Below are 18,977 nucleotides of genomic sequence, written 5' to 3'. Positions count from 1 at the left end.
GCCCTCGATGGCCCTGAGAGTTGTCATTCCGACCGGAGCGCAGCGAAGTGGAGGAATCTGCTTTTCTGCCTTCGGCCCTCGCCTCACCTGATACTCTGAAAGAGCTTTGAGCACTCTCTCCATCGCGACAGCCGCCGAGGTCTTCGACCTTCTCCGCGACGATCTCGCCGCCATCGAGCAGGAGTTCTCGAAGCAGTCCGCCTCGAACGTCGCCGTCATCACCGACATCGCGCAGTACCTGATTGCGGGCGGCGGCAAACGCATTCGCCCGCTGCTGCTGCTGCTCGCGGCCAAGGCGCTCGGCAACGACAATCACAGCCGCATCCGGCTCGGCGCTGTCGTTGAGATGCTGCACACCGCAACGCTCGTCCACGACGACATCATCGACGAGGCCGACACCCGCCGCGGACGCCCCTCAAGCAACACAACCTGGGGAAACTCAAAGTGCGTCCTCGCCGGGGACTGGCTGTACATGCAGTCCTTCTCCGCTGCCCTCGAAGAGCGGAACTTCCACGTCCTTGACCTGCTCATCTCGCTGACACAGCAGATGGTCGAAGGCGAGCTGCTGCAGATTGAAAAGCTGGGCAAGTTGATCAACGAAGAAGAGTACTTCGACCTGATCTATCGCAAGACGGCCTGCCTCTTCAAAGTCTCGATGCAGCTTGGCGCGGCGATCACACCGCACAGCTTTGGCGACCCTGAGGTCATCGAGGCGCGCCTCGGCGAATACGGCCGCAATCTCGGACTCGCCTTCCAGATCGTCGACGATGTGCTCGACCTCACCGCAATGGAAGAGATCCTCGGCAAGCCCGTCGCCAGCGACCTGCGCGAAGGCAAGGCAACACTAGCTGTAATCCACGCGCTAGAGCGCGGAACAGGAGCCGACCGCGAGGCCATACGCACGGTCCTCAACGACCGCAGCTTCGCCCACATCTCCCACCCGCAGATCATCGAGATCCTGCAACGCCACGGCTCCATCGAATACGCGATGGACACAGCCTGCGCCTACGCCGAAGCCGCCCGTCAGTCGATCGCCGACCTGCCACAGTCGGATGCAAAGCGAGCTCTGCTCTGGGTGCCGGGCTTCGTCACCAGCCGCGACCGCTAGACGCTTTTCAGCTAAAATCTCTGCGTGCGCTGGTCTCTCACGACCGTTCTGCTACTTGTAGTTTCCGGAACGCTCTGTGCACAGAACACTCCGAACACCGATAGCACACTCCATGCTGCAACCAGACTCGTCGTAGTCCCTGCGTTAGTTCAAAGCACGACGAAAGAGGTTGTTTATTCGCTCAAAGCCGACGACTTCCTTCTAACAGATAAAGGCGTTCCCCAAAAAGTCGCGCTCGATGAATCCGACAAGCAACCGCTCTCGCTGGTAGTGCTGATGCAGACCGGCAGCGCGGCGGTGAGGGAGTTCGACAAGTACCGCGGCCTGGAGACGATGCTCGCGTCAATGCTCGGCGGTGCTCCCAACCAGGTTGCCATCGTCAACTTCGACAGCAAACCCGAGGCAGCATCGACGTTTACCTCCGATATTGCGCAGTGGACTGACGCAATCGATCATCCGGACCCCGGTGACAGTGGCGCCGCAATCATGGACGCTCTCAAGTTCGGCTTGGATCTGCTCGCAAAGCGGCCTGCCAATCACCGCAGGGTGATCCTGCTGATCTCACAGCCTCAGGACTCTGGAAGCAAGACCACGGCAAAAGAGATCGCCCGCATCACCGGCGAGACGAATACCGCTATCTACTCCGTGACCTTTACGCCCCAGATAACGAGACTCAAGGGCGCGTTGAAGGAACCTCCGCATGGAAGCCCGCCAGTGGATTTTGGCAATGGGATACGCGTGGCTTCCTTCGACTTCACCGAAGCATTGAATATGGTGATTGACTCGATGCGAAAGGACGTGGCCGCAGAGGTTGCCTCGGTCTCAGGCGGCGAAGCGATCCGCTTCGAGAGCCGGCAACAGTTGGACGATGTTGTTGCCATGATCGGTAATCACATTCGCTATCGCTACATGCTCAGTTTCACGCCGTCACCAGCAGACCCCGGCTTCCACCCCATCCACGTAAGCCTGACTCACTACCCGCAGCTTACTGTCTCGGCCAGAAACGGCTATTGGCTGACCGGTTCTGAAGAGTCGAAGTAGACTTGGCTACTCTTCATCCTCTTCTTCGGTGATCTCGTCTTCTTCGTCCGTTTCAACCTCAAGCGGCTGCGGTTTCATCTTTCCGCCGCCCTGTTCGAGGAGCACCTGGATACGCCCTTCGGCATCATCGAGATCCCTTTTGCAGCTTTGCGAGAGCTTCATTCCCTCTTCAAAGAGACGCACCGATTCGTCGAGCGGGAGGTCGCCCTGTTCGAGCCGGTCCACGACTGCTTCCAGGTCTGTCAATCTCTTCTCAAAGTCCGCCATCTATGCACCGCCTTCGATCAGTCCAAGCACCTGCGCCGCAGCTGCGTACTTGCCGAAGGGCGCCGAGACCTGAACACCCTGCACCATCGGCCGCGCCTCAGCCAGCATCTCCTGCGCAATTTTTACGCCCTCGGCGCGAGCCGCTTCAGGCGACGGTACAGCAGCCATCCTCGCCATGATCTCGTCGGGCATGCTGACGCGCAGATCATTCTTCATGAACTCGGCATTCCTGAAGCTCGTCAGCGGCCAGATACCGGCAATGACTGGGATGCGGAAGCCTTCGATCCTGCGGAGGAACTCTTCGAGCACGCGCAGGTCGAAGACCGGCTGTGTGATGGCGAACTCCGCGCCTGCCTCCACCTTATAGGCGAAGCGGCGCACCTCCTGATCAATGTCGGGGACGCCAGGATTCGCAGCAACAGAGATGGTGAATCCCGTCGAAGTTCCGATGGAGTTCTTGCCGATATCGAGGCCGTAGTTCAGGTTGCGAACGATGTTCACCAACCCAATGGCATCCACATCGAAGACTGCCGTCGCGTCCGGATAGTTGCCCAGCTTTGGCGGATCGCCTGTAAGGCAGAGGATGTTCTTAAGTCCGATCGAGGATGCTCCGATCAGGTCGCTCTGGATGCTCAGCACGTTTCTATCGCGGCACGTGTAGTGAAGGATCGTCTCGATGCCGACATGCTGCTGTATCTGCACGCACAGGCTCTGCGCGCTCATGCGGGCGCTGGCTCGCGGCGAGTCGGGCACATTGATCGCGTCGACGCCGAGCTTGTGCAACTGCGATGCTCCCTCGATCTCCTTCGTGCAGTCGATTCCCTTGGGCGGAACAATCTCCACCATCGAGACGAATTCGCCGGCGGCCACCATGGCTCCGATCTTGGAACGCTGCGCCAGTAGGGGTGGCGCAATCTTGTTCTCCGTGTGCGGCTCGGCGCGGCGTTCGATCACCTGCGCTCCGGCGTCCATCGCGTCCATCGCACGAAGGGCGCTTTTCATCGCCCGCGTGTAGCTGGGTGTCGTTCCGCAGCAGCCGCCGACCAGCGACACACCAGCTTTCACCAGCTTGCGGGTAAAGCTGGCCATGTACTCGGGAGAGGTCAGATAGATCGTCCTGCCCTCAACCGCGCGGGGGATTCCCGCATTCGGCATGGCTGCCAGAGGGAGCGACGTCAACGGACGCATACGTTCAATCACGCTCAACACCGTCGCGGGACCGGCGCTACAGTTACATCCGATCGCGTCCGCACCTGTAGCAGTCAGGCGCTCGGCCGCTGTCTCGGCCGAAGTACCGTCGAGACAGTTGCCCTCTTCGTCGACCGTCACCATCACGATCACAGGAACATCGGGAGCGACGGCGCGAGCGGCGGCGACAGCCTGCTCGGCCTCGGTCAACGAGGTCATGGTTTCGATGCTCAGCAGGTCGGCTCCCACGCCCGGTCCGCCCTCCACCAGCGCGGCAATCTGCTCAGCAAAGGCTGCACGCGCCTCGTCGAGGCCGACCTTGCCGAGCGGCTCAAGACGAACACCAAGCGGCCCGATAGCTCCGGCAACGTAAGCCTCTGCCGCCTGCTTCTCGCGGATCTGGTTGACGCACTCGCGCGCCAGGCGAACGCCGGAGGTGTTGATCTGGGCGACCTTGTCGCGGAGACCGTAGTGCTCCAACCGGTAGGCGTTTGCGCCGAAGGTGTTGGTCTCGATGACCTCGGCCCCGGCCTGAAGATACTCCTGGTGGATGGCGCGGACGGTCTCCGGCTGCGTCAGGTTCAGTTCGTCATAGCAGCGATTAATGAAGACACCGCGGGCGTAGAGCATCGTGCCCATGGCGCCGTCGCATAGCACAGGCGATCCCTGAAACAGCCGCCGCACCCCGGCGACACTCTTCTCTGCGTTCAAAGCGTTGGTCATTGTCCTCTTTTCGGCGGTCGTGCGGCTATTTTAAGCTACGGCGGTCTTCCGTCCAAACGGGCGATCCAGACCGCAACCCTACGTCGTATCGGGGGTTCCGTTTGTTATACTTGGGCGATGGAATCGCGGCCTTCCCAGGCCCCAAACCACGCCCCACAAGCGCAGTTCGGAGTTAGTCACCGTTGAAGAATCGTAGTCTCCTTTCCCAGTCGTTCTGCGCCCAGGTATTCTGCGGCCTGCTTCTCGCCATGGTCGCGTTCGGCTTGTCTTCGTGCGGTGTGCGCTACTACAAGTTTCCGCAGTACACCTTTGCCAACCGGCCAATTCCACCAAGCAAGCTGGATACCCGCGTGATGGTTGGCCTGACGGTGAACGGCGGTCTGGGCAGCTTGCAGATTCTTGACGCCAAGCGCGACATTCGCGGAAGCGTCTTCAACGCGAACACTACCTTCTCCATCTCTGGATACGCAGCGGGCTACCCCTCGATGATCTTCAACTTCCCGGAGCAGGTCCTGGGTTATGTGTATTCGAGGAACGACGGCAGCCTGACCAAGGTCGACTACGGTAAAGAAGCCTCTTCAGGCTCGGGTGGAACGCTGCCGGCAAACACCGACTCCATTGCTGTCCCCCTGGGATTCAATCACGTCTACGCAGCGGTATCGGCATCGGGCGTGTTTGTCGTCATCGATAACACCACTGGCAGGACATTTGCTCTGAACCTGCCGAACGTTTATCGCGTTGCAGCCAACCAGGGCGACACGGTCGTTCTTGCGATGGTGCGCAACTCGAATACGCTTTACCGGCTGATCAAGCTGAATGCCAACCAGCCCGCGGTCCCCGGCGCGGTGGACTGCCAGCCGCTCGCGCTGCCGGTCTATTGCGTCGTCCCGGTGCCTGACAGCACGACCAAACCCAGCCTCGACCGCCCAGTGGGAGCTTACTTCTCTCTTGATGGTTCAACGGCCTACGTCTTGAACTGCGGGCAGGAGTGCGGCGGCAACGCGTCGAGCCTCACCATGCTGCAGCAGGGAGCGCTGCGCATCGACAATTTTCCGACATCCACAAGCTATCCGTCGCCTGTAACGGGAAGCGTGGCGGTGCCGGGCGGCGCAACCGCGGTTCTATCCAACGGAACAACGCTTTATATAGCCGGGCAACAATTGCAGCCTGACGGCCTCTTCACAGGCTTCCTCTCGACGATGGACCTGGCCAGCAACACCGTCACGGGCCAGTACTCCATCTCCGACGGCTACCATACCAAGCTGCTCTTTGGCGACGACAACACGCTCTGGATCGGCTCGCAGGGTTGTGCCACGGGCGAGCGCGCCAAGCTGAATCAGAACTACAACTGCCTCACCCGCTTTGATATGGGAGCCAAGACGGCAGCAATTGTTCCCTCGGTCAATCCATCCGACCCAAACTCGCATGTGCCGTATCCCAACGCGAACGAGAACCAGTATTACTACGGCGACCTGACAGGCCTCTGCTGGGTGCAGAATAAGCACAAGATGTACACCGCTTACGGCGGCCAGGTTCACGCTTTCAACACGGCCGACGGCTCCGAGATCGACAACTCCCTCATCACGGTCCAGGGCACAGCGCTCGACGTTGCCTTTCTCGACGCGGTTACCAACGACGCGAATTAGAAACAGGGTGTAGGGAGTAGAAAGCCGGATGGTGGAGTCCTGCCGCGATCTCAAGGTCTGGCAAAGGGCGATCGAGATGACGCGCAGTCTCTACCGCGTCGGCGAAGCAGCAAACTAAACTCTAGCCATGTCCTCTACTCCCCATTCCCTACCCCCTACTCCCTGCCCCACTGACATTCTCGCCATTGCCGCGCATCGGGACGATGTGGAACAGACATGTGGCGGCACTCTGCTCGCCATGCACGCGCGGGGGTGGCGGACAGGCATCCTCGATCTGACGCAGGGCGAGTCCGGCACTCGTGGAACGGCGGCAGAGCGCCAGGCCGAAGCTGAAGAAGCAGCGCGCATCCTGAACGTCGAGCATCGCGAGGCGCTCGACCTGCCCGACAGCAACGTCGAGAACACACTGGCCAATCGCCTGAAGATCGCCTCGGTGATTCGCAGACTACGTCCGCGCGTGGTCATTCTGCCTTACTGGCAAGGTCGTCACCCGGACCACTACACCACAGCTACGCTCGGCTACGAGGCCTGTTTTGTCAGCGGCCTCAGCAAGGTGGAAATCCCCGGAAGCACGGACGCGCCGCATCGCCCATACAAGATTCTTTACGCCTCGCTTTATGCGGATGTGCGGCCGAGTTTTGTCGTCGACATTACTCTGTATATGGAGCAGCGGCTGCAATCTTTGCTGGCCTACCGGTCGCAGTACGCCAACCAGGCAGCAGGAGGATCGCTCTTCGTTCCTGGAGAAGAAATCCGCGAACGCACCTTCGCAACCGCAAGACATTATGGACTTCTGGCAGGCGTACGGTACGCCGAGCCTTTTGTTCAAAAAGAGGTTGGACTTGTCGATGACCTGATGGTTCTTCCCGTGCAGTCTATCTAATTTGCAAGTTTGCTCCGCTCACCGATGAACGACGCTCTCTCCACCTGCGTGGAAATTTCTGCGGCGCTCTCTTTCTTTGCCGCTACGACACGGTTTCTGCCGTCGCGCTTTGCCCGATAGAGCGCCGAATCACTGGAGTCCATCAGCAGTTGCCAGCCCAGCCCACAGACATCGGACGATGCCACGCCGAGACTCGCCCCGGTCCTCACCGTCTCACCCCGATAGTTGACGATGAGGCCTTGAATCTCTTCTCGCAGCCTTTCGGCGACAATGATCGCCTCGTCTAGCGATGTCTCCGACAGGAGCACGCAAAACTCATCGCCTCCCATGCGCGCCACGGAGTCCTGCTCGCGCACCGCCTCGTGCAACACCCCAGCTACAGCCTGCAACATTACATCGCCAGAGCTGTGCCCCGTCGTATCGTTCACCCGTTTCAAGCCATCAAGGTCGATCATGATGACAGCAAGGGAGCTCTTTCTTCGCCTGCACCGTTCGATCTCGCGCATCACCATACGCTTCAATGCCCAGCGATTGAGCAGACCGGTCAACTCGTCAACCTGCGCTCTCCACAGAAGCTCAACACGCAGCTTCGCCGTGGAAAGCGACATAAAGCCGAACGCGGTGGCGGCGCTGGTCACGATGCACGCCATCAGCCAGACCGGAATGATTGGCGCAGAGATATTCAGCGTCTTTATGCCGAATTTGGTGGAGAGGACTGCCCGCAACATCAACATGAAGGCATAGAACAGCAGTGCAAGTCCGGTTAGCCACCCCGCCGGACCTACCCCCTCACCGGAAAACCGGAACACCAGAAGAGCGATCACCGCAAACTGGAGACTCAAGACCCCGCAGAGCATCACTCCAAGAAGAAATTCCAGCGATGGAAAGAGGATCATCAGCGTTGAACCGGCAGCCATTGCGACTACCAGTGCAACCTGCACGCCGCGCATCAGTTCGCCGCGCTCAAGCAGGTCGGCAAAGGCCTGGTGCAGCATCAATGCACCGACAACAGCAAACATTGCGCTGATTGCCGCGGCGTATCGCGCGGGAGTAAGGTCCATCCATTCGACCCCGACAAGCAGCATCGATGCTCCACGAAGCAGGTTTGCGCCCGCGAACCACATCGCCCCACGCGTTCCACCCACAATCCTGGCATTGACCAGCATCACTCCCGCATAGAGTGCAAAGAGCAGACCGTTTGCCAGTACCAGCGTCGTCGTGTCCATCGTGCCCGCACCCGACAGCAACTCATATAACGGGGGAGTGTAGCCCCACGCACGGCCAAATGCCACATAAAAATTGGCGTTGCCGGAATGCAACCTGGACTTAGCCGTTCCGTTTCATCGAACGAGCCGTTTCTTGAGGAACGACACCACTTCATCGGTGACATACTGCGGCGGTCGCATCGCCAGTACCGGTGTGCCCTCAAGCAATCTCAAGGAGACACCCTTCCACTCCGGCCTCCCCAATACTCCCTCAGGCGCCAGCACCGCATCAGCTCGATCCAGGTACAGACGGGCAGAATCCTTGAAGTCTTCCACCGCAGGATCGAGCACGCTCAAATAGACGTCCGGCTTCAGGAAGCGAAGTATGCTGTTCGATTCAATGACAACGTTTTCTGACTTCTGCAACTCTTTTCGGATGCGTGGCATCGCCTCAGCCAGATCGCCGGTGCGCGTCCTCACCCACAACGAGCGCACGGCCCCGGCAGCGAGGTAGCGCGACGTGTCTGTACCGGAGACGCTCTCTCTTTCCTCGCTCACCGCCAGGGTGTGTTCAGCCGTCTCACAGTCGCAGGGTTCGCCGTTTGCCGAACACATTCCATGGCCGAACTGCGTAACCTTGAAGGCCGTCCAGTTGAATTCCGGCAGCGCACGAATCACTCCTTCTACAACGCTGGTCTTGCCAACGTTGCGCGAGTGTCCGCCTATCACCACAATTGCCATGGCTCTGCCTATCGCTGCTTCAGACGCGCCAGATCGCGCAGGTATTCCTTCAGCGGCCGCGCCGGTCTTCCCCAGAAGACCTCACCCTTGCCGCGCATCTTCTTGCCGCTCAGCACTCCGGCACCGCCGCCGAGAATGACGCCTTCACCCACTGTCGCGTGCTCTCCAATGCCAACCTGCCCGCCGAGGATCGCGCCGTCTTCCACAACACTTGAGCCGGAGATGCCCGTTTGCGCCGCAATCACGACGTTCCTGCCGATGATGCAGTTGTGGCCGATGTGCACCAGGTTGTCGATCTTCGTCCCGCGACCTATTCGCGTCTCTCCCAACGCGCCCCGATCGATCGTTGTATTCGCTCCGATCTCGACGCGATCTTCGATCACCAGCCTGCCCTGCTGTGGGAAGAGCAGGTATTCGCCGGTCTCTGCGTTGCGGGCATAACCGAAGCCGGTCGAGCCCAGCACAACACCTGCCTGAACGACTACCTCATCGCCCATAACCACGCCGGGATAGAGCGTGGCCCGCGCCTCGATCCTTACATTGCGTCCAATTCTGACCCCATCGCCGAGCACTACTCCCGGTCCAATCGATGCACCCGGGCCAATCACAACGTCCTGTCCGATCACAGCGGTAGGATGCACCCCGGTTTCGCGATTCTGCACGTCCAACCGCTGGCCTGCTACGGCGAATGCGTAGCGCGCGTCTCGCACCCACAGGACTCGAGGATCGCCCTGCCGTGCCTCTAAGGGGCGCAGCTTTTCCGAAGCAAGGATCGCCCCTGCCTCTGATGCCAGCGCCAGCTCAAGCGTCGAAGCGTCCATGGCGAAGACAACGGCATCCGCCGTCGCGCTCTCCAACCCTGCGACACGCTTGATGTCCTGCGCCGCAGTCCCCTGTGCTTCTGCGCCAACCCACTGCGCGATCTCCGCAGTATTTGCCATCAGTAGATTCCCTTCTCCCCGGCAGGGCGGGTCTTCCATCGCCGGTGCATCCACAGCCACTGATCTGGATACTGGCGTATGTATGACTCAATCACTGCTGTAAACGCAGCTGTGTTCGTCAACGCATCGCGTTCCGCGTCGCCCGTTGCTACAACCGGCAGCTCCTTGCCGAAACGAAGAACATATCTCTGCTCGCTCTTCTCCCACAGCAGGAAGCCGGGCACCACTGCCGCGCCGGTCTTTACGGCCACACGCGCCATACCCGATGCTGTACAGGCCTCTATCCCGAAGAACGGCACAAAGACGCCCTGCGGCGGAGTCATGTTCGTGTCCATCAGGATTCCGACGGTCTCGCCGGCGCGCATGGAGGCAATCAGGCCGCGCGCAAAGTCGTCCTTGTGAATCACGCGGTTGCCGTGCAGGCAACGGATGTTATTCACAAACTGGTCGACGAGGGGGTTGTCGAGCCGCCGGATCACCATGCCCATGGGATAGCCCATCAGGGAGTGATAGAAGCTCGAAAGCTCCCACGCGCCCAGGTGCCCGGTCAGCACAAGCACCCCCCTTCCCTTGTCTCGTGCCTGTAGATAATTTTCGAGTCCGTCGTACCGGATAAACTCGCTCGCCGACTCCGCCGTGTAACGAGGCATCAGGCAGAACTCGGCGAGCAGCCAGCCCAGGTGCCGATACTCCTCGCGCAACGTCCGCCCGCGAAGAACCTCGCTGCGATCGGGAAATGCCAGCCGAAGATTCCTGAGTCCAACCTTGCGCAGGCGTTTCAGAGCGCCGTAGGCTGCTTCGCCAATCTCCGCGCCAACTGCCCGGGCCAGGCGACGCGGCAGCAGGCCCAGCGCACGCACCAGCAACCATACGGCGGCAAACTCCAGCGTCTCGCGCAGACTGGCCTTCGCGGGTAGAGACTCTTTTTCGTTCGAATCGTTCAAGCTCTCAGTCTATAACCGCACGCTTTTTTCGAGCGCTGAACATTTCTGCGAAACGACGTGGGGGTAGCCATAGCCACCCCCACGTCGTCACACATCAGACCTGAACGGCCTATTTATTATCTTCGCGCGCTTCGACAAAGTATTTCACGACTGTACGGACAAACGGCCGCGCCTCATCCGGCGTCGCCCGATTTCCCTTCAGAATCGTCTCAAACGGCACAGCATCGCCGTACATCACGCGGGTATCGTCCTGGTTCTGCGACAACACCGAGCCATCGAGATCGATACCGGCAAAGAGCCCCTTGCTGCGGGAGTAGGTCAGCAGTTCGGCATTCATCTTCCAATCGGTTCCGGCTTGTGCGTTGCGTCCCACCGGCCCAGCCGAAGCTGCCGCGTCGGCCCCGATCTTGAACTTGTTCTTCAGCATGTCCTGAAGGCCCCGGTCATTCATCGCAAGGATGATCAGGTCCGTCCCCTGCACGCCAATCTGGAAGCCAAAGCTGCCTCCGGCAAGCTGCACAAAAACAGGGGCGCTCCACCCGCGCGGAGTGCGGCAGGTCACCACGCCCTGCCCATACTGAGCGCCGACAACAAACGCCGCCTTCTTGTAGCTGGGAATGACCGTGACGCACTTGGCGCCCGAGAGGATTGCCGACGGAATGCCCTTATCCGGCGCGGCCATAATCTGCGTAATAACGGCCTGGGCGTCCTGCAACCTCTCCACCAGCTTTGCCTTGTCGCTGGCGCCAAAGGCAGCCGTCGATGCAACAGTCAGGGCCAAACCGCACACAATCACAGACAAACGCTTCATCGTCATTCCCTGTCTTCCTTTATCTTGAATAGCCGTTTCTCGAAACAGAACCAACACCTTCTGTTTCCAATAGGATATGTGATGGTTTGAGAAGGTTGGGTGTTGTACGGTAACCAATCTGGGTTCGTCGAGATGCAAAAAAATGGGGGTTGTAGAGAAGTGCCTGGTCCGCCAGGCGCGCTCTCTACAACCCCTCTCCCAGGTCTGTGTTGCTGATAAAAGAGTGCCTCAGTCTTTGAAACGCCACAACGGTACGGAGGTCTGTAGACCTTCGGTGTTGAGCGTTTCCTATTTTTTGATTACCGGGCTATTTCGTGATCAGGTTGCGGCTTACGGCCTGCATTGTCAATGCGATACGGTTTTCCACCCCGACCTTTCGCATCAACCGCCCGACATGCGCCTTGACGGTTGCGGCATCGATTCCCAGCGCGGCTGCAATGTCCCGGTTTGGTTGTCCGGCCACCAACAGCTTCAACACCTGGCTCTCGCGTTCCGTGAATTTCGGTTCCGCTGCGGGACCGATGTCCCCGGCAGAGGCCGAAGCCTCAAGCAGCCGTGCCAGGACCTTGCGCGGCGCCCAGACCGAGCCGTCGCTCACAATCTCAACCGCAAGCCTGATCTCATTCTCGCGGGCAGTGTGCGCGAGATACCCCTTTGCCCCGGCCCCAATGACGCGTTGAATATGTTCGTGCGATTCATCGAGCCCGATGACAATTAGCCGAAGATGAGGCCGCGAGCGCCGGAACGTCTCCAGCAGCTCGAAGATGTGATCGGTGCAGGCGGCGTCGATCATGATGACCGAGACACCCGAGGCATCGAGCGCGCCCGGGACCGACAACGAGAGCACGTCGATGTTCGCTTCGGCAAAGATCGTCTGCAATCCCAGCACACGCAGGGGATCGGTCGCAATCAAGCCAATACGCAGATGCTCTTTCGGCACAGTGTCAGTCATGGCTCAGATAAACCCGGGAAATAACGGGCACCGGAGTCCGGTGCCCTTGATGCTCTGGCATCACAAAGCGCTAGAGCTTGGGCAGAACAATGCCCTGTTGCTTCTGGTACTTGCCCTTACGGTCCGCATAACTCACTTCGCAAACCTCATCGGACTGGAAGAACAGTATCTGACACAGCCCCTCGTTTGCATAGACGCGCGCAGGCAAGGGTGTTGTATTCGATATCTCGAGTGTGACGTACCCCTCCCACTCAGGCTCGAACGGCGTCACGTTCACGATAATGCCGCAGCGCGCGTAAGTCGACTTCCCTACGCAGATCGTCAGCACATCCCGGGGAATCTTGAAGTATTCGATCGACCGCGCCAGCGCAAACGAGTTTGGCGGCACGATGACGCTATCGGCTTCCACGGAAACAAACGAGCGTTCATCGAAGTTTTTTGGGTCGATAATCGCACTGTTCACGTTTGTAAAGATCTTGAACTCGTTGGAGACCCTAAGGTCATACCCATACGAAGACAACCCATAGGAGATCACGCCCTCACGAACCTGTTTCTCGCTGAACGGGGTAATCATTCCATTTTCTTTCGCCTGCCGGCGAATCCAACGGTCGCTTTTAATGGCCACTCGACTCGGCTTCCCTTCTTGCTGACGTGTGAGACTTCCAATAACAATTTATCCCGGACGGAGGGGCGCCGCATGTGGCAAAATAGGCGGCACAATCGCAGAACCGAGTTTCTGTCATTAGATTCTTCATCTTACGGTAGCGGTCTACCGTTGACAATCGGGCCGCGAATTTCTACTATCACGGTATTAATCCCGGTCAGTACCCGTAAGTTATTTCAAATCTACAGCCCAAGGACGGCGGCCCAAAAATGATCAAGCAAGATCTAATACAGAGGGTTGTTGAACGCACCGGCCTGCCAAGAACTAAAGCAGAGGCTGCGGTAGACGCTATCTTCGAAAGCATGAAACAAACACTGGTTGCAGGCGATCGCATCGAGCTTCGCGGCTTTGGGGTATTTACCGTCAAACCGCGCAAGACCGGCATCGGGCGCAACCCCAGGACGGGAGCAGAGGTCACCATCGCCCCCGGCAAAGCGGTTCGTTTCAAGCCCGGCAAAGAGCTGCATCTACTCACCTAGTTGCTTTTGCACTCGGCAACCTCTACATCAGGTGCACGGCATCCACGTCGACCAGAAGGTTTCGGCGTGGAATCTCTCGTGTTTCTGCGAACTGCAACATGGCTCGCAGGGCAGCACCCAAGGTCTGCCTCTTCTCTGCCTTCAGCACGAAATGAAAGCGATAGATGCGCTTCAACCGTGAGATAGGCGCAGCCGCAGGTCCCAACACGCGGACCTTGTCGAGTCGTGCCTGCTGAAACCACCGTCCCAGTTCTGTTGACCAGCCGGTCGCCTCCTCCAGCCGCTCGCTTTGTATCACCACATTCGCCAGCACAGCATACGGCGGATAGTGCATCCACCGCCTGTACTGCATCTCTTTGGCAACGAAGCCGGGGTAATCATGCGACGCCGAGAACTTCACGGCGTAGTGATCGGGGTGGTACGTCTGCACCAGCACCTTGCCCGGCAGCTCACCACGCCCAGCGCGCCCTGAGACCTGTGTCAGTAGCTGGAAGACACGCTCGGCCGCGCGGAAGTCAGGAAGTCCCAGCGCGAAGTCCGCACCCACCACGCCAACCAGCGTCACACCGTGGACATCGTGCCCCTTGGCAATCATCTGCGTTCCCACCAGCAGGTTGATCTCGCCTGCGTGGAGCCTGGCCAGCAGGCGCTCCATATCGCTGCGCCCGCGCACGGTGTCGCGGTCCATGCGTCCGATGCGCGCGTTGGGGAAGATCTCCTGCAACCGCTCCTCGCCCTGCTGCGAGCCGGCTCCCATGTAGTACAAATGCTCGCTCTCGCACTTCGGGCACTTCTTCGGGACGCCACGCCGGAAGCCGCAGTAATGACACTCCAACCGCTCGCCGGGCTTCGCGATGCCGTCTTCGTCCGAGCGGTGCTTGTGATACGTCATCGAGATCGCGCAGTTCTCGCACTCGATCCTGCCGCCGCAGCTCCGGCACATCACCACGAACGAGTAGCCGCGCCGGTTGAGCAGGATGATCGCCTGCTCGCCGCGGTCGAGCGTCGCCTGCGTCTCTTCGATGAGGCGGCGCGAGAAGATCTGCTCCTGCCCCGTCTCGCGAAACTCGTTGCGCATGTCCACCAACTCGACGGCGGGTAGCGGCCGCGACATCACGCGCGCTCGCATTTCGATCAGTGCATAACGGCCCTTCTCTGCGTTCGACCAGCTCTCGAGCGAGGGCGTCGCCGACCCCAGCAGTACCACCGCCTCGTTTAGCTTCGCCCGCATCACCGCTACGTCGCGCCCGTGGTAGCGCGGCGTCTCCTCCTGCTTGTAACTTCCGTCGTGCTCTTCGTCGACAATGATCAAGCCGAGCTTCGCCAGCGGGGCAAAGACCGCCGATCTCGTCCCGACCACGACACGCGCCTCGCCGCCCCTGATCCTGTGCCACTGCTCGGCGCGCTCATCCGGAGTGAGCTGCGAGTGCAGTAGCGCCACCTCGTCGCCGAACGCCGCCACAAGCTGCCCCGTCATCGCAGGCGTCAGCCCGATCTCCGGCACCAGCAGCAGCGCGCTCTTCCCCGCATCGAGCGCCCGACGCATCGCGGCGAAGTACACGGCCGTCTTGCCGCTTCCCGTCACGCCATAGAGCAGATGCGGAGCGAAACCGCCTTTCGCCATCGCCGCGGCAATCGTCCCCAGCGCCTCCATCTGATGCTCGTTCAGAACATGTTCGTGCGCGTGCTTCTTGCCCTGCGCTGCCACGCCACCAAAGTGAAAATCTTCGGGCGCCTCTTCTACCCGAACCAGCTCCCGACGCACCAGGGTACTCAGCGTCGACTCCGGCACTCCCTCGCGCGCAAGCGCATCCTTCAGATCGCGGACTCGCATGCGACCACCCACGGCCGCCAGTTCAGCGAGAATCGCTGTCTGATTTGAGTTCAGCCTGGGCAGCCGCGCATCTTCGACCAGAACAGCGATCTTCTCCAACCGCCGCGCGTCGCGCTCCTCGGCGACAGCCTCGCGCAGCAGCCACTTCTTCTTCACCATGCCTTCCAGGAGCGCCTTGTTCGCCTGCGTGGCCGACCGCAGCGCGGACATCTTCGCCGCCTCGCCTCCCTCGAGATAGTTCAGCACCAAGTACTCCCGGTTCTGCTCCTCGGGGCTCAGCTTCGACCGCCGCGAAGCTCCCTTCGCGGCTCCCTCGTAGAGAATCTTTCTGCCAACGTCCGTGATGCGATAGACGAAGTGACGTTTCACCTCCGCACCCAGCGGGAACATTCCGCGCAGCACCTCGCCCAGCGGAGCGACGTAATACTGCGCAATCCATCGCGCCAGATCCATCAGCTCGTCCGGCAGCAGAGCAGCATCGTCGAGCACCTGCTGCACCGGCTTGATCTCAAAGGCCTCCTGCGGCGTCTCGTCATGCACCCGCATCACAACGCCCATTAGCTTCTGCCCACTGAACGGCACCAGCACCCGCGCCCCAATAACCGGGACCACCCCATTCACCGCATAGGTAAAGGTCTGATCCAACGGAACCGGAAGCGCGATATCAACGTAACGAGACACATAACCAGAATAATCGCCGCATCGATCCAACGCTGTATTGGGCACATCACGAAATCCACACCAGGCCTGGAGACCGCATGATCCGCAGATTCGCCACCACTGGAATTGCCCTGTCCTGCCTCGCTCTAACCCTCCCTGCAACTGCACAGCAGGCTGTAGGCACGCTCTCCCGCGACATTCCCACTCTTATGCAGCAGACCGACATTCCCGGCCTCTCGATCGCGCTCCTCCAGAACGGACGCATTGCCTGGGTCCACAGCTTCGGCACCGTCGATCCCGCGACAGGCGAGCCCGTCACTGACCGCACCCGCTTCAGTGCCGCTTCGCTGAGCAAAACTGTCTTTGCCTATGCCATTCTCCAACTGGTCGACCAGGGCAAGCTCGATCTCGATACCCCGCTGACTCACTACTGGGGCGAGAGGGTTGTCGACCCAGCAAACGATCCGCGTCTCGACAAGATCACCGCTCGCATCGTCCTCAGCCATCGCACCGGCTTCCGCAACTGGCGAGGTGACGATGGCAAGCTGAAGATATTTTTTAACCCCGGCGAACGCTTCAGCTACTCCGGCGAGGGCTACGTCTACCTCCAACACACCATCGAGCACATTGAAGGCAAGTCGCTCAACGACATCGTGCAGCAGCTCGTCTTTACGCCGCTCGGCATGAACGATTCCACGTACATCTCCGTGCCCGGCCCCAACATCACCCTGGGCTACACCGCAGGGGGTCAGCAGCGCACCCCCATTCGAAGCGACGAGGGAAATGCCGCCGCCAGTCTGCTCACCACAGCGCACGACTACGCGCTCTTCCTTGAAGCTATCCTCAGCGGCCGCAACCTCAAACCCGTCACCCTGCGCCAGATGGAAACAGCACAGATCGCCGTTGATCCCACCTGCACCAACTGCACCGACCACGCGCCGGCAAAGCTCTCCACAAATCTCTTCTGGGGACTAGGCTGGGGGATCGAACAGGCCACCACCGGCAAGTACCTGTGGCACTGGGGCGACAACGGAGCCTTCAAAGCCTTCGTCTCCGTCGACCTCAAACGCCGCAACGCCGTCGTCTTCTTCGCCAACAGCTCCAACGGTCTCTCCATCGCGCCAGCTATTGTGCACGATGCCCTTGGCGGCGATCATCCTGCATTCGCGTGGATCAAATACGATACCTACGACTCACTAAATGTCCGCTTCATCCACAACACCGTCCACAGCGGGGCGCAAACTCTCACAACCTACGCGCCACAGCTCAAAAGCAATGCCATCGCTGAAGAGACCATCAACTCCGCCGGCTACTTTCTGCTAAAGCAGAAAAAATATGACGACGCAATCGCCGTCTTCAACCGCTGTATCGAGCTGCATCCCAACTCTGACAATGCCTATAACAACCTGGGCGATACTTATGCCGAAACCGGCAAGACAGACCTAGCGATCAAAAATTACCAGCGCGCACTCGAACTTGAACCCACGCGCGGCGATACCAAATCCGCACTCGCAAAGTTGCAATCAACCGGTACAAAGACAGAAGCGGCCCACTGATCAGAGGGCCGCTCTTCGCCTTGAAATTTAAATGTTTCTACGAGGTCGCCGCAATCAGAAGCAACGTTACACTCCCTGTCGTAATTCGTTTGTGCGGCGTCATGCGCGGAACCGAGAGATAGTCACCCTGCTTCAGCTTCACGCTCGTAAAGCCCTCCGACTCGGGAGCCAGCCACTCGCCAGGTTTCGTCTCGCGCGCGTTCTTCGGCGTTCCGCCTAGCTGATACTCAGTCTCCCCGTAGAGCACCTGGAAGACGTGGTCGCGATGTGCGTGGTACTCGAACTCCTTGGCAACCTTGTCGGTCTCCTCGTTGATCGTGAACGCCATGGCGGTCGTCTTCGAGGTCATCAGGTTCTTTGTGCCGTGCGAGGCCTGCACATCCTTTACGACTGCGGCAATTTCAGCCGCCGGAAAGAATTCAAAGGCAGCCGCACCGCCTCCCTGGCCTGCCAACGCTCCGGCGGTTGCGTGTAGCAGCGTAGCTGCTGAAGAGGTAAGAGGGGAGGCGACTGCGGCGGCAAGCGGTGCCGTCAGCAGAAAGTTGCGGCGAGTCTGTACGTTGGCCATGCCAGAAAGTGAAACACAACGCGGGCATCTCCCGCCACTGTGCCGCTATCTATCTCTCCCTGCTATGCTCTCCTCACCATGAAGAAGACCGCCGCCGCTTGCCTCTCGCTTCTTCTCGCAGCACTTCTGCTGACGACCGCTGCGTGTAACCCGCGCCCCGCTCCCACGCCCGAACCCAGGCCGGCACGCGCGGACGAAGCTCTGGCGCAGTCCACTCCGACGGCTCCGCAGGCGTTCGACTACTACCTGCTCAATCTCTCCTGGTCTCCGGAGTTCTGCCACAGCCACGCCGACAAGCCCGAGTGCGCGCAGCACCTCGCCTTCGTCCTCCACGGTCTGTGGCCGCAGAATACCGATGGAAGCTATCCGCAGAACTGCTCCAACGCTCCCGGGCCCGCCGACCCATCCAAATACAGCGACATCTACCCTGACCCCGGCCTGCTCCAGCACGAGTGGAAGACACACGGCACCTGCTCCGGCCTCTCGCCCGACGCCTTCTTCACCGCCGCCCGCAAGGCCATGCAATCGGTCAGGATTCCACCAACGCTCACGCAGCTCGACCACCAGATATCATTGCCACCTGCGCAGATTCTCGGTCTCTTCACATCGACGAATCCAGATATACCCAGCACCTCGCTCGCACTCTCCTGCGGCAACAACTACCTCACAGCCGTCGAGGTCTGCCTCGACAAGAAACTGACGCCCACGCAGTGCGGCCCCATCCGCTCCTGCCGCGCAAACACAGTCCGCATCCCACCGCCATAGT

General features: G+C 59.9%; 18 protein-coding genes. 7 read left to right on the top strand and 11 right to left on the bottom strand.

The window, feature by feature from the left end; translation table 11 throughout:
• Window positions 1-106: 106 nt before the first annotated feature.
• Window positions 107-1,108 carry a polyprenyl synthetase family protein gene (locus JSS95_17550; protein ID MBS1801620.1) on the top strand — a complete coding sequence of 334 codons (1,002 nt, stop codon included), beginning with the start codon at window positions 107-109 and terminating at the stop codon, window positions 1,106-1,108.
• A 24-nt stretch (window positions 1,109-1,132) separates the two neighbouring features.
• A complete protein-coding gene (locus tag JSS95_17545; protein MBS1801619.1) occupies window positions 1,133-2,149 on the top strand; it encodes a VWA domain-containing protein in 1,017 nt (338 codons plus the stop codon).
• 6 nt (window positions 2,150-2,155) lie between these two features.
• Here the strand turns inward: JSS95_17545 and xseB are convergent, their stop codons facing one another.
• Together xseB and JSS95_17535 are read right to left on the bottom strand one after the other, a co-directional pair.
• Entirely contained in the window at window positions 2,156-2,416 is a 261-nt protein-coding gene (xseB, locus tag JSS95_17540; protein ID MBS1801618.1) for an exodeoxyribonuclease VII small subunit, read from the bottom strand.
• Window positions 2,417-4,327 carry a bifunctional homocysteine S-methyltransferase/methylenetetrahydrofolate reductase gene (locus JSS95_17535; protein MBS1801617.1) on the bottom strand — a complete coding sequence of 637 codons (1,911 nt, stop codon included), beginning with the start codon at window positions 4,325-4,327 and terminating at the stop codon, window positions 2,417-2,419.
• A gap of 236 nt (window positions 4,328-4,563) precedes the next feature.
• Here JSS95_17535 and JSS95_17530 point away from each other — a divergent pair, with 236 nt between their 5' ends.
• Together JSS95_17530 and bshB1 are read left to right on the top strand one after the other, a co-directional pair.
• A complete protein-coding gene (locus JSS95_17530; protein ID MBS1801616.1) occupies window positions 4,564-5,973 on the top strand; it encodes a hypothetical protein in 1,410 nt (469 codons plus the stop codon).
• 127 nt (window positions 5,974-6,100) lie between these two features.
• Entirely contained in the window at window positions 6,101-6,856 is a 756-nt protein-coding gene (bshB1, locus tag JSS95_17525; protein MBS1801615.1) for a bacillithiol biosynthesis deacetylase BshB1, read from the top strand.
• Here the strand turns inward: bshB1 and JSS95_17520 are convergent.
• The 7 genes from JSS95_17520 to JSS95_17490 all read right to left on the bottom strand — a co-directional run bounded on the left by JSS95_17520 (window position 6,853) and on the right by JSS95_17490 (window position 13,075).
• The gene (locus JSS95_17520; GenBank protein MBS1801614.1) at window positions 6,853-8,148 is read right to left on the bottom strand and encodes a GGDEF domain-containing protein; all 1,296 of its coding nucleotides are present in this window, start codon (window positions 8,146-8,148) and stop codon (window positions 6,853-6,855) included. The genes bshB1 and JSS95_17520 overlap by 4 nt on opposite strands.
• Window positions 8,149-8,196: 48 nt before the next feature.
• Window positions 8,197-8,802: a hypothetical protein gene (locus JSS95_17515; protein MBS1801613.1), complete on the bottom strand. Its 606-nt coding sequence runs from the start codon at window positions 8,800-8,802 to the stop codon at window positions 8,197-8,199.
• Window positions 8,803-8,810: 8 nt separating this feature from the next.
• Window positions 8,811-9,743, bottom strand: a complete 933-nt coding sequence (locus JSS95_17510) for a UDP-3-O-(3-hydroxymyristoyl)glucosamine N-acyltransferase (GenBank protein MBS1801612.1) — start codon at window positions 9,741-9,743, stop codon at window positions 8,811-8,813.
• On the bottom strand, window positions 9,743-10,642 hold the full coding sequence (locus tag JSS95_17505) for a lysophospholipid acyltransferase family protein (GenBank protein MBS1801611.1): 900 nt from the start codon (window positions 10,640-10,642) through the stop codon (window positions 9,743-9,745). The genes JSS95_17510 and JSS95_17505 overlap by 1 nt, the downstream gene beginning before the upstream one ends.
• A 154-nt stretch (window positions 10,643-10,796) precedes the next feature.
• The gene (locus JSS95_17500; protein ID MBS1801610.1) at window positions 10,797-11,498 is read right to left on the bottom strand and encodes a lipid-binding SYLF domain-containing protein; all 702 of its coding nucleotides are present in this window, start codon (window positions 11,496-11,498) and stop codon (window positions 10,797-10,799) included.
• Window positions 11,499-11,805: 307 nt separating this feature from the next.
• A complete protein-coding gene (locus JSS95_17495; protein ID MBS1801609.1) occupies window positions 11,806-12,450 on the bottom strand; it encodes a response regulator transcription factor in 645 nt (214 codons plus the stop codon).
• 70 nt (window positions 12,451-12,520) lie between these two features.
• Window positions 12,521-13,075: a dCTP deaminase gene (locus JSS95_17490; protein MBS1801608.1), complete on the bottom strand. Its 555-nt coding sequence runs from the start codon at window positions 13,073-13,075 to the stop codon at window positions 12,521-12,523.
• Between the two features lie 248 nt (window positions 13,076-13,323).
• Here JSS95_17490 and JSS95_17485 point away from each other — a divergent pair, with 248 nt between their 5' ends.
• On the top strand, window positions 13,324-13,593 hold the full coding sequence (locus tag JSS95_17485) for an integration host factor subunit beta (GenBank protein ID MBS1801607.1): 270 nt from the start codon (window positions 13,324-13,326) through the stop codon (window positions 13,591-13,593).
• 22 nt (window positions 13,594-13,615) lie between these two features.
• Here the strand turns inward: JSS95_17485 and priA are convergent, their stop codons facing one another.
• A complete protein-coding gene (priA, locus tag JSS95_17480; GenBank protein MBS1801606.1) occupies window positions 13,616-16,108 on the bottom strand; it encodes a primosomal protein N' in 2,493 nt (830 codons plus the stop codon).
• A 77-nt stretch (window positions 16,109-16,185) separates the two neighbouring features.
• On the opposite strand from priA, the gene JSS95_17475 reads away from it, so the two are divergent.
• Window positions 16,186-17,643, top strand: coding sequence for a serine hydrolase (locus JSS95_17475; protein MBS1801605.1), 1,458 nt, complete (start codon window positions 16,186-16,188; stop codon window positions 17,641-17,643).
• A gap of 37 nt (window positions 17,644-17,680) precedes the next feature.
• Here JSS95_17475 and JSS95_17470 read toward each other — a convergent pair whose 3' ends face one another.
• Window positions 17,681-18,211: a hypothetical protein gene (locus tag JSS95_17470; GenBank protein MBS1801604.1), complete on the bottom strand. Its 531-nt coding sequence runs from the start codon at window positions 18,209-18,211 to the stop codon at window positions 17,681-17,683.
• A 78-nt stretch (window positions 18,212-18,289) separates the two neighbouring features.
• Between JSS95_17470 and JSS95_17465 the strand changes: the two genes are divergently transcribed.
• Window positions 18,290-18,976 carry a ribonuclease T2 gene (locus JSS95_17465; protein ID MBS1801603.1) on the top strand — a complete coding sequence of 229 codons (687 nt, stop codon included), beginning with the start codon at window positions 18,290-18,292 and terminating at the stop codon, window positions 18,974-18,976.
• Window position 18,977: the final 1 nt, after the last annotated feature.

The sequence above is a fragment of the Acidobacteriota bacterium genome (assembly GCA_018268895.1).
Classification (GTDB): Bacteria; Acidobacteriota; Terriglobia; order Terriglobales; family Acidobacteriaceae; genus Edaphobacter.
The sequence above is the reverse complement of the archived record's forward strand: the minus strand, read 5'-3'. Positions and strand labels throughout refer to the sequence as shown.